Below are 12,092 nucleotides of genomic sequence, written 5' to 3' on the forward strand. Positions count from 1 at the left end.
AACAGTAGACGTGCTTGGCTTTTCAGTCCTGGTCCTGCTCCGCGAGCAGGGCGTCGGTGGCCTCGTCCGGCTGGCCGTCAAAGAACTGGGCAAGGACGGTCTTGAACACTGTTTCGCCGGGCGCGGCGCGGAGGAACAGGGTCATGGACGAGTGCAGCTTCCTGGCATCGATGCCGCCCAGGATTTCCTCGGCAGTGCGCCCGGCGTGGTTGCTGAACGCCAGGGCGCACTCCAGGAGCCGCGGGCCCAGGACCTCGTGGTCCAGGTACGCCCGGGCTTCGGCCAGCGAAGTGATGGCATATTTCCGCGAGGTAGGGCTTTGCCCAAGGCCGGCGAGCTGCGGAAAGATGAACCACATCCAGTGGCCGGCCTTGTTGCCGAGCTGAAGCTCAGCCAAGGCCTGCCCGAAGGTCCCGCCCTCGCCTGCGCCGCTGTCCTGGGCTGACACGAAGCGTTTCAGGTCATAGGGATCGTTCATAGCTGTCTCCTTTGTGGGGGGCCTCAGTGCCCGACTGCTGCCCAATGCAGGCCGCAGCCCTGCGCAGCCGCCCGTCCGGGTCCTGGCTCCACCTGGCAAGGACCACACCTGCGCGCTGCCGGTCGCGTCCTGCCAGTCCAGCCAATAGCGGCAACACTACGTCGGACAGCAGGGGGTCCACCAACTCGGGGCTTTCCGCGGAACGAAGGAAGCCCTCGATCCGGGTCAGGTCGGAGTGCAGCAGGAGGCCGACCCTTGACTGCAGGAGCACCACGGCGGCCAGGCGCCGCTCAAAAACCGGCCTGCTGCCAGGTTTCGGCTGGCCCCACAGCCCGGACGCCAGCTGGAGCACGGCATCGTGGTCCAGCTCCTTGAACTTCCGCAGGGCGTCCCGGACCGTTCCCCGGACGGCGCCCACCGAAGAGCCGTAGGAGGACAGCACCCCGCCCAGCCGGGACTCGACGTCGTCCGCCCGGTACCAGGCGCCTTCATTCTGCAGGGTGCGGTCGATGAACGCCGCGGCGGCCGCCACACAGTCGGTCCCGCCGTTCATCGGCCACGTCCCGCGGCTGCGTGCCGGATGCAGAACGGTGTCCAGGGCCTGGCCTCAAGCCTTCCCTCCGCGATAGGTTCTCCACAAACCGCACAGATGCCGTACGTGCCGGCAGCGATCCGGGCCAGGGCGGCCTCCACCTGGTCAAGGCCGGCGGTGCTTTGCTGCAGCAGGGCAGCTGCCTGGGACAGCTCGAAGGCAATGGTGGAACCCTCGGGATCGTGTTCGTCGTCGACGTTCGAATCCTGGCGCGCAGAGTTTGCCGAGGCAATGTCGGCGCGGAGCGACGGGAGCAGTGCCACCTTCCGCTTCCGCTCCTCCTCGAGGAGGACGCGGAATCTTTCGAAATCAGGCATGGGAAAAGCCTAGCGCGGTGTCAGTACCAATTCCTGGCCACGGAGTGGTTCCAGGCCGAGCAGGGGGAACCGTACCGCTCGCGGATATAGCCAAGGCCCCACTCGATCTGTGTCCGGTAATTGGTCAGCCAATCGCTGCCGGCGCTGGAATACTTGCCCGGCGGCAGCGCCTGCGGGATGCCGTAGGCACCGGAGTACGGGTTGGTGGCCGTTGTCAGCCAGTTCGATTCCTTGGTCCAAAGCCGGGCAAGGCAGAGGAACTGGTCCGATCCCCAGCCATAGGCCCCCAGCCTGCCCGAGGCGTAGCTTTTGGCACCGGCAGGATCGTTGACCGCACCCGCAGGAGCAGAGGGAATTACGACGGCGGGCGGGCTGGGCGGCGCGGCAGGCGCCGGAGCGGGGACAGGCGGAGCAGGATCCGCCGGCGCAGGGTTGCCGGCCGGAGGATTTTCAGGTGCCAGATCGGCAGGAGCCGGACGCACGGGGGCGGGAGCAGCAGATGGCTGCGCCTTTGCCGCCGCGGCGGCTGCGGCAGCCCGTCGTCGTGCCTCTTCTCCGGCCGCGGCCCTTTTCGCCTCCTGCGCTGCTTCATAAGCGGCCAGAGCCGCCTGTCCACGCCGGAATTCACCCTCAACCGCCGCCGTCGTGCCCTTCAGGGACGCCAACTGCTCGGTCAGCTCCCGGTTGCGCTGCTGTTCTTCCGTAAGCTGGCGTGCCATGGCTTCCTGGGCCGATCGGGCCGCCGCAAGCTTTTCCGCCGCCTCGCCGGACAGCCGTTCACGCTCGGCCCGGGCGGCTTTCTCCTGATCGGCCAGTGAAGCCGTGACTTTCCCCGCGGCGGCTGCCTTGTCCACAAGGCCCGCCGTTTTGCCGCCCACCAGATGCACCACGTTGAGCCCGTGGACATTGTTGTTCCCGATCGCATCAAGGGCCACGAAGAACCCCATGTTCGTACCGCCCGTTTTGTAGGACTGGGCGGCCAGGGCTCCGATGTCCTTCCTGTGGCGGATGAGTTCGGCTTTGGCGGTCCCGGCCTGTTCCGCCAGCGACTCCACTCGGGCAGTGGATGCTGCCAACGCGGCATCAGCCGCTGCAGACTCAGCGGCTGACGCCACCGCCGCGTTGCCCAAGGCCTCCGACTGCGCCTGCAGCCCGTCCAACAGGCCTGCGATCATACCGATCTCTTTTTCCGTGCCGGCCTCGGTCAGCTTGGCCCGCTCCACGTCCTCCCACGAGGGGTAGCCACCAGGCGGAACGCCCTCGGCCGCGCCGGCCGGAGTCAGCCAAACGCTGCCGGCGAGGGCGGCGGCCAGCAGTATCCCGGGCAGGCGGTGCCGGGCATTTAGAACGGAACGGGACATAGTTCGGAAGCTTACCGGCTTCAACCTTCACTTCAAGGATGAGGGGCCTGCATCGTTATACAGCAGAGACAAGCCATCGACTTTCCACGGTGAAAGCCTGAGCGTGCGCGCAGTGCCCGCGACCCAGAGTCGATTCGTTTGCATAAACCGAGAGGAGAACCTCGCATGTTACCCAAACGTGACAATCGGCGCCGGGGCGGGTTATGGTCTTAAGGTGTCCCTCCCAGACGGGACATTCCCCTCAGCTTGCCGAGCCCTGCCGCTGAACCGGGAACCATCGCTATCCAGCTGGCAGGGACGGGGGAACCAAGTTTCCACGGCCTCTCAAGAGGCCTTGGGGTTAAGTCGCTGGCGCCTCCGTTCCTTTCGGAGTTGCTCCCGGCCGGGTATCTCCAGCCCGAACCCGACAGCTCACCCCGCAGGCATGGGAGAGGCGATCAACTGTGTCAAAAATTTCCACCACCGCCCGTCATCGCGCAACTCCGGCCCGCTCCATCATCCTGGAAGGACTGGCTGTTTCGGCCAAGTCCCAAGCCAGGACCCTGGGCCGTCCGGCGCTCGCCGTCGCAGCCGCATCCGGCATTGCCTTCGGCGTCGGAGCCCCGGCGCACGCCGGTGTGACAGGTCCGGACACCACTGAGACCACTAACATCCAGGCCTCCGCCGCCCCGGCAGCAGCAGTTGCAGCCCCCGCCGCCGCGGCCGGAACCGTCCATACGGTTGTATCCGGCGACACGCTTGGCGCCATCTCGGCCGCTTACGGCGTGGCCCTGGGCGATGTCCTGGCAGCCAACGGGCTTTCAATCTCCGCGGTTATCTACCCCGGCGACCAGATCCAGATCCCGGGTGCAGGCTACGCCCCGGCAGCTCCGGCCGCCGCACCCGCCCCGGCACCCGTCCAGACCGCCGCTGCCACGGCACCGGCGAACACGGGGATGAACCTGTCCTACGCCTCTGCCAGCACCGGCACGGGCACCGGAGCAGCAATTCTCGCCTCGGCTTACAGCCAGGTGGGCGTCGGCCAGGACTGCACCGCGATGGTGGAGAACGCCCTGCGTTCCGTTGGCCTGAGCGTCGGCGACCTGGCTCCCACCCAGTTCTTCCAGTACGGCACTGTTGTGGGTTCCCCCGCTCCCGGTGACCTCGTGATCACGGCCGGCCACGTGGGCGTTTACGCCGGCGACGGCCAGGTTGTCAGCGGCGGCGTGAACGGTTACAGCACCGAAGTCCACTCCATCAGCTGGCTGAGCGGCGCTTCCTTCGTCCGCGTAGCGTAACCAACGGCGACGGGGCAGTCCGCTCGCAGCGGGGCAGTCCCACCCTGTGGAAGGGGCTGGAAGGGGCGGCAGCCGGGTTTACCGGCTGCCGCCCCTTCCACGTTCTTAAGGGTCCTTGGGGCTCCCTTGGCTCCGCTGGAATTACGGCTAGGTGCCGCAGAAGGTCCGGTATTTGCCGAAGTCCTCCGGCGGTCCTTCCGTGTAGCGTTCCAGCCCCGGACGCTCCTGGAACGGGGACCGGACAACCTCAAGGAGGCGGTTAAACGGGTCAAGATCGCCCTCGGTGGCAGCGGCCAGTGCTTCCTCCACCAGGTGGTTCCTGGGGATGTACGCGGGGTTCACGCTGTCCATGAGTTCGGCGTCGGGCTTCAGCGCGGCCCAGCGTCCGGCCCAGGCATCGAAAGTCCCCAGGTCCGGCACCATGCCGCGGGCAGGCCTGGAGTTGCCCCGGGCGGCCTGTCCAAGGTTCCGGAAGAATTGCGTGTAGTCAACGGGTCCGTCCTTCAGCAGGCCGATCACGCCATCCACAAGGTCCGAGGCTTCGTCACGTTCCGGGCCTGCCGCAGGGCCGGCAGGCACGCCGAGCTTGGCCTTCATGCCCTCGAACCAGGCATCACTGTACCGGCCGCGGAACGTGCCTAGGGCCTCCACCGCGGGGCCGACAGCCTGTTCCTGGTCTTCGTTGAAGAGCGGCAGCATGGCCTCAGCGAGCCGGGCCAGGTTCCACTCGGCTACCACGGGCTGGTTCGCGTAGGCATAGCGGCCGCCTACATCGATGGAGCTATACACGGCGGCGGGATCAAACGCGTCCATGAATGCGCAGGGCCCGTAGTCGATGGTTTCCCCGGAGATGGTCATGTTGTCCGTGTTCATGACCCCGTGCACGAAGCCCACCAGCATCCACTTGGCCACGAGCTCCGCCTGGGCGGCGACCACTGCTTCAAACAGCGCCAGGTAGGGCTGTTCGGACCGGGCTGCAGCCGGATAGTGCCTGCTGATGGCGTGGTCCGCCAGCCGGCGCAGCAGGTCCATGTTCTCCGTGGCCCGGGCGTATTGGAAGCTGCCCACGCGGAGGTGGCTGCTGGCCACACGGGCCAGGACGGCGCCCGGCAGCATCGTGTCCCGGCGCACCGGCCGCCCGGTGGCTACGACGGCCAGGGCCCGCGTGGTGGGAATGTTCAGGGCGTGCATGGCCTCGCTCACAAGGTACTCCCGCAGCATCGGGCCGATGACGGCCCGGCCGTCGCCCGCGCGGGCGAAAGGTGTACGGCCGGAACCCTTCAGGTGCACATCCCGCAAGCGCCCGCCGTCGGCAACTATTTCGCCCAGCAGCAGCGCGCGGCCGTCGCCGAGCAGCGGTGAGTAGCCACCGAACTGGTGCCCGGCGTACGCCTGGGCTACGGGGGTCGCACCCGGGGGGAGGTAGTTGCCCAGCAGGAGGCGCACGCCTTCCGGCGTCCGCAGGTAGTCGGGTGCCAGCCCCAGCTCGGTCGCCAGCGCGTCGTTAAGGACCAAGAGTTCAGGCTCCGGCGCTTCCTCCGCCTGCCACGGAACGGCCAGCTCCGCCAGTTCACGGGCAAAGCGGCCCTCGAAGACGACAGTTGATTCTGCTGCAGCAGTCATGGGTTAACCCTATCGCCGTCGCTTGTCCGGCCGTTGATGAGCTCATCGGTGACCTCCCCGGCTCGAGGAATGGCATGGCCTGGCAGAGCGGTCCGTTCAGGTGCAGTGGACCGTTCCGGTGCCGTGACGCCATGCCCCGGCCAGCGGCGCCGCCGGGGCATGGGGACGCGTTGCAGGTCCTGCGCGGCGATGACGTCAGTATCCGCCGCACGGGCCCTGGCCTGGACCGCGAGCGGCGCGGCGTCCTCGCCGTACCGTGAGGAGAAGTGCGTCAGCACGAGGGTTCGGGCGGCTGCCCCCGCTGCCAGTTCCCCTGCCTGCCCGGCGGTGAGGTGACGGTACTGGCGCGCCAGCCCGCCGTCGTCATCGCTGAAGGTGGACTCCGCAACGAGGAGGTCGACGCCGTCGGCCAGCTCCTCGGCGCCCTCGCAGGGCGCCGTGTCCATTACGAAAGCGAAGCGCTGGCCGGGCCGCGGAATGCTGACATCATCGAGGCGGACGCCCGCAAGGCTGCCTTCATGCTGCAGGCGCCCGATCGCGGGGCCCGATATTCCTGCCGCGGCAAGGCGTTCAGGCAGCAGCGTGCGGCCGTCCGGTTCCACCAGCCGGTAGCCGTAGGTCTCAATGCGGTGCTTCAGCGGCCGGACGTCAAGGCCTTCGGCCACCGTCCCGCTTCCGCCGTGGGGGCGAAGCCTGAGGTCGATTCCCGGTGAACTGACAGACACGAGGGCGCGCACCACGTCTTCCCCGGATAACGGGTAGTGAAGATGGATAGGGTGCGCCACCCCGTCCAGGGCCATCCGCGACAACACCCCCGGCAGACCAAAACAATGGTCTCCGTGGACGTGGGTGAGGCAAATGCGGGTTATCTGGCTCGCCGGGATCCCCGCGTGGATCATTTGGCGCTGCGTGCCCTCGCCCGGGTCAAAGAGGAAACCTTCCCCGTCCCAGCGGAGCAGGTAGCCGTTGTGGTTCCTGGTCCGGGTGGGGACCTGGGAGGCCGTACCGAGGATGGTGAGGTCGCGCATGGCGGTGGGTGCCAAAAAGCAGGCTCCGGAGGAGTCCGGGACCTGCTTTTGTGGTTGCCGGGTCGGCTTAGCGCCGCCGGAGCATTCCCATGATTTTGCCGGTCACGCCACCGGTCCGGGCTCCTGCGGGGCCCGTCGTGCCAGGTGCCCGGCCCGTGGCATTCAGTCCGGTCCGGCGCGTTGTTCCGGCGGTCCCGGTCCTGCCGGAGAATCGTCCAGCGGCATTCCTGATCATGCTTCCCAAGTTCATGTGAAACTCCTTCAGTATTGATCCTGCCAACCGATATTCATCAGCCTGCTTATGATTTTAGCGTAGTTCGGCTGCAACTAGGGGAAGCAGCAGAAGTTCCCCCTGCATTTGGCCCGATAAGCGCAGGAGCCCCGATCCGTTCTGCTGGCTGGCCGAAGTCCGGTAAGGGACACCATTGCCGAACATTTCACCGGAAGCGTCCAGGTCCGTTCCGACGGCTCACGGCCTGAGCCGGCGGACGAAGGGCGCCTTGCCCAACGGTGTCCGCTCCAGCTGGTCCACCACGGACACAGAGACCGGGGTTCGCGCGACGCCGGCTGCTGCGAGGGCTTCGGCCACCGAAGCCTGGATGCCTGCTGTTGTGCTTCCCGCCGTCAGTCCTGCAACGAGGACCCGCAGTCCCGTGGGTTCCTGGACCACCTGCCAGCCGGCGGCGGCTGCCTGGTCCAGGACGTGGTGGAACACGATGGGGTGGACGCTGACAAGGCCTGCCCTGCCTGGCAGCTCAAGCACGTCCTCCAACCTGCCTTCGATATCCTCCATGCGGATGAACGAGCGGCCACAGGGGCATCCGCGCTGCCCCAACGTCACGCTGTCCGACAGCTCATAGCGAATCAGCGGCAAAGTCCGCGAGAACAGGACGGTGACCAAAAGCTTCGCGCCCGTTGACCCGGGCGGTACCGGGACGCCCTCCTTGTCCACTGGTTCGACAATGAGCAGGTCCTCGTAGACATGCCGGTTCCGGTAGACGCACGGTGAAGCGATGCCGGCCGTCTCAGTGGCGGCGTAGACATCGAACGGTGCACTCCCCCAGGCCCTTTCCAATTCCCGGGCAGCGGGCGGGGTGAGCACCTCCGAGGCCGACATCACTGCCTGCGGCGAAATTTTCAGGCGCCCGGCCAGCTGTTCGGCCGCCAGGGGCAAAAGCGCGGAAGCGTAACCCACCAGGACCCGGGGCTGGAACCCGTTCAGCGCCGCCACTGTTTCATGCATGGGTGCGGTCACGTCCAGCCGGAGCGTGGGGACAAGCCCCGAACGCAGCGAAGCGCCAACCACGGCGGACTGGTGGGTGGGGACGCGCGAGCTTACCAGCGCCATTTTAAGCGGCCGGCCGAGGCCGGCCGCTATTCCAGCCCAGTCATTAGCGCGGGCATAGGAAGCCAGCACATGTGCCCATTCCGGCCGGCTCCACACGAAGGTTCCGCGTGGACCGGCGGTCCCGGCTGTCGCCGCAGCCCACCAGCGCCCCCTCCACGGCAAGCCGGGATCACCGTCCTCGGCGGCGAGGGTCCGGAGACGTTGTTCCAGGTCGGCCAGGCTCAGGTCGCGCGTAGTAAGGACCTCGTCGAAGTGGCCCATGAGGTCGGCCTTGGTCACGGGCGGCAACTGGGCAAGGGGAGCCCCGTAGAGCCCTGCATGGCGGCGCCGGTAGAACTCAGACCCGGCATAGGCGGCCGTCCGCAGTCTCTGCAGGGCACGTTCCTGGTGGGCAGCAATCCGGACAGGGCTCCAGCGGTCCCGCCGCTTCAAGGCAGCCCGAAGAACGAGCACCCGGGCTATGAGCCGCACATCCATGCGATCCGGCCTTGGAAGAGCCGGCGCGGCGGCGCGTCAGGCCCCGCGGGCGCGGCGGAGGGCGGAGAGGCGGGCCGAGTATTCCGTCTCGTCTATTTCACCGCGGGCAAACCGCTCGGCCAGCAGTTGCTCCGCACTGCCGAGACTGTGGCCTCCGCCGTCCCTGCGGTTGCCGCCTGACATCGAGCGGGCAAAAACCACGATGGCGACGATGATTGCACCCCAAAAGAGGATGAAGCTCACCACCATCAGGATGTAGCCCCAGGCGCCCATGTTCCCGTCCCACCACATCATCCCTGCATCCTCACCTCGCGGAGCCCCGCCACTGCTCCCTGTTCGATGATCCATCCGGCCCGTGTGCGGTGCCAGAGTCTTTCGTCCCCAGGATGAATGGCCAGGTCAGGACAGCCGCGGCCCCTCAGCGCTCCAGATCGTCGGGTTCGAACTCACTTAGAGGGGAGCCGCCAAAGCTTTCCGTGTCGTCACTGCCCTCAGCCCCTGGTCCGTTCGGATTCCCGCCGAAATCCACATCGGCAACGGCCTCCTCCAAGGTGGGCGTTACGGGACCGTCCTGGGCTTCATCCGCTGCGTAACCTGCCTGGGCTGATCCTTCACGGAATGCCTGGTCGCTGATGAAGTCCTCTTCTTCCCCGGAGACCGCCTCGTCCTGGAGCAGCGGATCGTCCTGCCAGCGGTCCGGATTGTTTTCGGCCGCTCCCGGATAGCCGTCCGGTTCGCCCTTCACCGGGTCAAGTTCAAATGATGCAGCCGCGCCGGGGGTCTCATCAAGGAGCACGTCGTCATCCCGGACAACCTCAAGGCCGTCGTCAGGGAGGTTCTGTTCCGTCATGGTGATGCCTTTCTCTTGAACAGCCAATGTCTCTTGGACAGGCAAAGCGAACAATAGTAAGCATACTGATGAAATAGGGACGGCGCTAGCTTCCCCCCGGCACGACTTGCCGTGACCTTTGGCCCTATATCTCCCGGGGGCACAGCGCCAGTCTTGAACTGGACCCGCCCGAGAAGAAACAGGAAGCCCGGCCATGACAACTCGCAAACCAATCGCAGTCGCCACCAACGACTCCCCCCAGAGCCAGGCTGCCGTGCTCTGGGCTGCCCGCCGGGCCGAACGTTCCGGCCTGCCACTGGTGATCCTCCACGTCGTGGACGACCGGTGGGCGGCTGATCCGTATCCGTGGATCGGCGTTCTCGAGGAGGCGGGCGACAAGCTCCTGCAGACTGCCGCCGGCCGTATCCGGGGGGCCTTCCCCATCAGCGTTACCACCCGGCTTCTTACCGGAAGCGTGGGAGGCTCGCTGGCGAAGTATTCCGGCAGGGCATCCATGGTGGTTGTGGGCTCAGGCACGGGCCACCTCGGCGGAACCCTTGCAGACCGGGCGCTGCAGGTTGCGGCTTCTTCAAAGGTTCCCGTTGCGGTGGTAGGTACACAGGAGCTTGAAGGCCGGTCCGGCGTGGTGGTGGGAGTCGACGGCTCCAGGGAGGCAACCCAGGCTGTGGCCTTCGCCGCAGCCGAGGCTGACCGTGAGGGGGACGACCTCACTGTGGTCTATGCCATCAACGCGCCCGACCGAGTTACGGATGCGGGCCTGCTGACCACCAGCCTGGCCGACCTTGTTACCGAGGAAGAACGCATCGTCCTGTCCGAAACAGTGGCCGGTCTCAACGAGGACTATCCGAGCCTGACGGTGCATCGCGTGCTGGAGACCGAAAGGGGACCGGTGGAATCGTTGGTTGATGCTGCCTCCGGGGCCAGGATGCTCGTGGTGGGCAGCCGCGGAAGGGGCGGAATCAAACGGCTTCTGCTCGGTTCCACAGCCTACGGCGTCCTCAAGCACCTGCCGTGCCCTACCGTGATCACCCGGATCCAGGCAATCAAGAACACACCCTAGGAAGCCCCGGCAGCTGCCCACTCCCCCGCACACACCTGTCCCATTCCCTACGTTCCGGGCCGGCACCATGAAAAAGACTGCTGCAGTAATCATGCTTATCCTCGGGATCCTGATCTCAATCGTCGGGGCCACCATCCTGGCCGGAGGTGCCGTGGCGTCCGTAGTGGGAACCGCCCAAGGCGACGGATACCTCACCACCCGCACGGAACGCCTCTCCGTTGGATCCCACGCCCTGACCTCGCCCAGGCTCGACGCGGTAGGCGGGGGCGTACCGCCCCGCCTTCCCTTCGACGTCGGTACGCTCAGGCTGCGCGCCTCTTCCCTGGACCCCGGCAAGGAGATCTTCGTGGGCGTCGCCCCGCAGGCCGACGTCGAGCGATATCTTTCGGGCGTGCATCACTCGCAGCTGATTAAAGTCGACAGCCGGCCCTTCCGGGCCGAATACCGCGACATCCCGGGCACCGGCACCCCCGCACCCCCGGGAGAGCAAACGTTCTGGAGCACCTCTGCCTCCGGGGCCGGCCAGCAGGATCTCACGTGGGACCTTGCCGCAGGCAATTGGGCGATAGTCATCATGAATGCCGATGCCAGCCCCGGGGTCAATGCCGAAGTGCAGGCCGGTTTCCGCTCCGACCTGATCCGGCCCGCGGCAACGGGGCTGCTGGTGGGAGGCGCCGTTGCGCTGGCAATCGGGATTCCGTTGCTGATCCTGGGAGCCGTCGGACTCGGCCGGCACACGGGGCCGCACTCCGGCGGGCCGGCCGCGCCACCACCCGGCTACGGACCGCCCCCCGGATACGCACCACCCCCCGGCTATGGACCGGCCCCCGGATATGCACCACCACCCGGATACGCAGGCGGAGCACCGGGAGCGGAAGGCACCCCAGGAGGTCCCGGTTATCCGGGCTCACCGGGAACTCCGCCCCTGCAACAGCCCGGCCAAGGCGACCGGGCCGACCGCGCACCCTACCCGGCCCGGCTCTTCGGCGACCTTGACCCGGCCTTGTCGCGAGCAATGTGGCTGGTCAAGTGGTTCCTTGCCATCCCGCATTTCATCGTGCTGTTCTTCCTCTGGTTTGCGTTCGTCGTAACCACCATCGCGGCGTGGTTCGCCATCCTGTTCACCGGGCGCTATCCCCGGCCCCTGTTTGACTTCAACGTCGGCGTCCTGCGCTGGAACTGGCGAGTGGCGTTCTACGCCTACGCCGCTGCAGGAACGGACCTCTACCCGCCGTTCACCCTGGCACGCACCAACTATCCTGCCGATTTCGAGGTGGACTACCCGGAACGCCTCTCCCGGGGGCTGGTCCTGGTCAAGTCGTGGCTGCTTGCGATCCCGCACCTGCTCATCGTCGCAGCCTTCTCCGGCACCCCCTGGACCTGGCAGGCGGAGACCGATGATTTGGGAACCACCTACCAACGGAGCACAGGCCTGTCGCTGCTGGGCCTGCTGGTCCTGGTTGCAGTAGTGGCCCTGCTCTTCACCGGCCGCTACCAGCGCCCGCTGTTCGACCTGATACTCGGCATCAACCGATGGATCTACCGCGTCCTGGCCTATGCGGCCCTGATGCGGGACGAGTACCCTCCGTTCCGGCTGGACCAGGGCGCCCGTGAGGTACCGCCGCCCCCTGGCGGGACCGCCGTACCAGGAGCCACCCCGCCCCTTGAGTGAGGGCCTGCC

Annotated in this window: 13 protein-coding genes and 1 riboswitch; of the genes, 3 read left to right on the top strand and 10 right to left on the bottom strand. The window is 66.9% G+C overall.

Features of this window, described 5'->3' with window-relative positions; all coding sequences use genetic code 11:
* Positions 1–22 precede the first annotated feature (22 nt).
* The 4 genes from SMD14_RS10980 to SMD14_RS10995 are packed head-to-tail and all read right to left on the bottom strand — an operon-like array spanning position 23 to position 2,748.
* Positions 23–478 (bottom strand): DUF1810 domain-containing protein, encoded by a 456-nt coding sequence (locus SMD14_RS10980; RefSeq protein WP_157242036.1) that lies wholly within the window; start codon positions 476–478, stop codon positions 23–25.
* Positions 462–1,031, bottom strand: coding sequence for a DNA alkylation repair protein (locus SMD14_RS10985; RefSeq protein WP_321213649.1), 570 nt, complete (start codon positions 1,029–1,031; stop codon positions 462–464). Before SMD14_RS10985 ends, SMD14_RS10980 begins: the two co-directional genes overlap by 17 nt.
* On the bottom strand, positions 1,028–1,387 hold the full coding sequence (locus tag SMD14_RS10990) for a TraR/DksA C4-type zinc finger protein (RefSeq protein WP_321213650.1): 360 nt from the start codon (positions 1,385–1,387) through the stop codon (positions 1,028–1,030). Before SMD14_RS10990 ends, SMD14_RS10985 begins: the two co-directional genes overlap by 4 nt.
* A 20-nt stretch (positions 1,388–1,407) precedes the next feature.
* Positions 1,408–2,748, bottom strand: a complete 1,341-nt coding sequence (locus SMD14_RS10995) for a lytic transglycosylase domain-containing protein (protein WP_321213651.1) — start codon at positions 2,746–2,748, stop codon at positions 1,408–1,410.
* A 239-nt stretch (positions 2,749–2,987) separates the two neighbouring features.
* Positions 2,988–3,188, top strand: a riboswitch (cyclic di-AMP (ydaO/yuaA leader).
* A 3-nt stretch (positions 3,189–3,191) separates the two neighbouring features.
* Here SMD14_RS10995 and SMD14_RS11000 point away from each other — a divergent pair.
* Positions 3,192–4,025 (top strand): LysM peptidoglycan-binding domain-containing protein, encoded by an 834-nt coding sequence (locus SMD14_RS11000; protein WP_321213652.1) that lies wholly within the window; start codon positions 3,192–3,194, stop codon positions 4,023–4,025.
* 147 nt (positions 4,026–4,172) lie between these two features.
* On the opposite strand, the gene SMD14_RS11005 is transcribed toward SMD14_RS11000, so the two are convergent.
* From SMD14_RS11005 to SMD14_RS11030, 6 genes are all read right to left on the bottom strand, one after another.
* Positions 4,173–5,648: a protein adenylyltransferase SelO family protein gene (locus tag SMD14_RS11005; RefSeq protein WP_321213653.1), complete on the bottom strand. Its 1,476-nt coding sequence runs from the start codon at positions 5,646–5,648 to the stop codon at positions 4,173–4,175.
* A complete protein-coding gene (locus SMD14_RS11010; RefSeq protein ID WP_157243147.1) occupies positions 5,645–6,676 on the bottom strand; it encodes a ribonuclease Z in 1,032 nt (343 codons plus the stop codon). Before SMD14_RS11010 ends, SMD14_RS11005 begins: the two co-directional genes overlap by 4 nt.
* 67 nt (positions 6,677–6,743) lie before the next feature.
* Complete coding sequence (locus SMD14_RS11015) at positions 6,744–6,926, bottom strand: hypothetical protein (RefSeq protein ID WP_157242032.1); 183 nt, start codon at positions 6,924–6,926, stop codon at positions 6,744–6,746.
* Between the two features lie 219 nt (positions 6,927–7,145).
* A complete protein-coding gene (locus SMD14_RS11020; protein ID WP_321213654.1) occupies positions 7,146–8,501 on the bottom strand; it encodes a phenylacetate--CoA ligase family protein in 1,356 nt (451 codons plus the stop codon).
* Positions 8,502–8,537: 36 nt separating this feature from the next.
* Complete coding sequence (locus tag SMD14_RS11025; protein WP_157242030.1) at positions 8,538–8,795, bottom strand: SHOCT domain-containing protein; 258 nt, start codon at positions 8,793–8,795, stop codon at positions 8,538–8,540.
* A 124-nt stretch (positions 8,796–8,919) separates the two neighbouring features.
* Entirely contained in the window at positions 8,920–9,351 is a 432-nt protein-coding gene (locus SMD14_RS11030) for a hypothetical protein (RefSeq protein WP_321213655.1), read from the bottom strand.
* Between the two features lie 193 nt (positions 9,352–9,544).
* On the opposite strand from SMD14_RS11030, the gene SMD14_RS11035 reads away from it, so the two are divergent.
* Both SMD14_RS11035 and SMD14_RS11040 read left to right on the top strand, forming a co-directional pair.
* Entirely contained in the window at positions 9,545–10,411 is an 867-nt protein-coding gene (locus SMD14_RS11035; protein ID WP_321213656.1) for a universal stress protein, read from the top strand.
* Positions 10,412–10,478: 67 nt separating this feature from the next.
* Positions 10,479–12,083, top strand: coding sequence for a DUF4389 domain-containing protein (locus tag SMD14_RS11040; RefSeq protein ID WP_321213657.1), 1,605 nt, complete (start codon positions 10,479–10,481; stop codon positions 12,081–12,083).
* Positions 12,084–12,092 lie beyond the last annotated feature (9 nt).

Origin of the sequence: Pseudarthrobacter oxydans, from assembly GCF_034258515.1 — a bacterium.
Classification (GTDB): domain Bacteria; phylum Actinomycetota; class Actinomycetes; order Actinomycetales; family Micrococcaceae; genus Arthrobacter.

Coding starts and splice junctions, on each gene's coding strand:
- SMD14_RS10980 (WP_157242036.1), bottom strand. CDS start 478: ATGAACGATCCCTATGACCTGAAACGCTTCGTGTCAGCCCAGGACAGC.
- SMD14_RS10985 (WP_321213649.1), bottom strand. CDS start 1,031: ATGAACGGCGGGACCGACTGTGTGGCGGCCGCCGCGGCGTTCATCGAC.
- SMD14_RS10990 (WP_321213650.1), bottom strand. CDS start 1,387: ATGCCTGATTTCGAAAGATTCCGCGTCCTCCTCGAGGAGGAGCGGAAG.
- SMD14_RS10995 (WP_321213651.1), bottom strand. CDS start 2,748: ATGTCCCGTTCCGTTCTAAATGCCCGGCACCGCCTGCCCGGGATACTG.
- SMD14_RS11005 (WP_321213653.1), bottom strand. CDS start 5,648: ATGACTGCTGCAGCAGAATCAACTGTCGTCTTCGAGGGCCGCTTTGCC.
- SMD14_RS11010 (WP_157243147.1), bottom strand. CDS start 6,676: ATGCGCGACCTCACCATCCTCGGTACGGCCTCCCAGGTCCCCACCCGG.
- SMD14_RS11015 (WP_157242032.1), bottom strand. CDS start 6,926: ATGAACTTGGGAAGCATGATCAGGAATGCCGCTGGACGATTCTCCGGC.
- SMD14_RS11020 (WP_321213654.1), bottom strand. CDS start 8,501: ATGGATGTGCGGCTCATAGCCCGGGTGCTCGTTCTTCGGGCTGCCTTG.
- SMD14_RS11025 (WP_157242030.1), bottom strand. CDS start 8,795: ATGATGTGGTGGGACGGGAACATGGGCGCCTGGGGCTACATCCTGATG.
- SMD14_RS11030 (WP_321213655.1), bottom strand. CDS start 9,351: ATGACGGAACAGAACCTCCCTGACGACGGCCTTGAGGTTGTCCGGGAT.
- SMD14_RS11035 (WP_321213656.1), top strand. CDS start 9,545: ATGACAACTCGCAAACCAATCGCAGTCGCCACCAACGACTCCCCCCAG.
- SMD14_RS11040 (WP_321213657.1), top strand. CDS start 10,479: ATGAAAAAGACTGCTGCAGTAATCATGCTTATCCTCGGGATCCTGATC.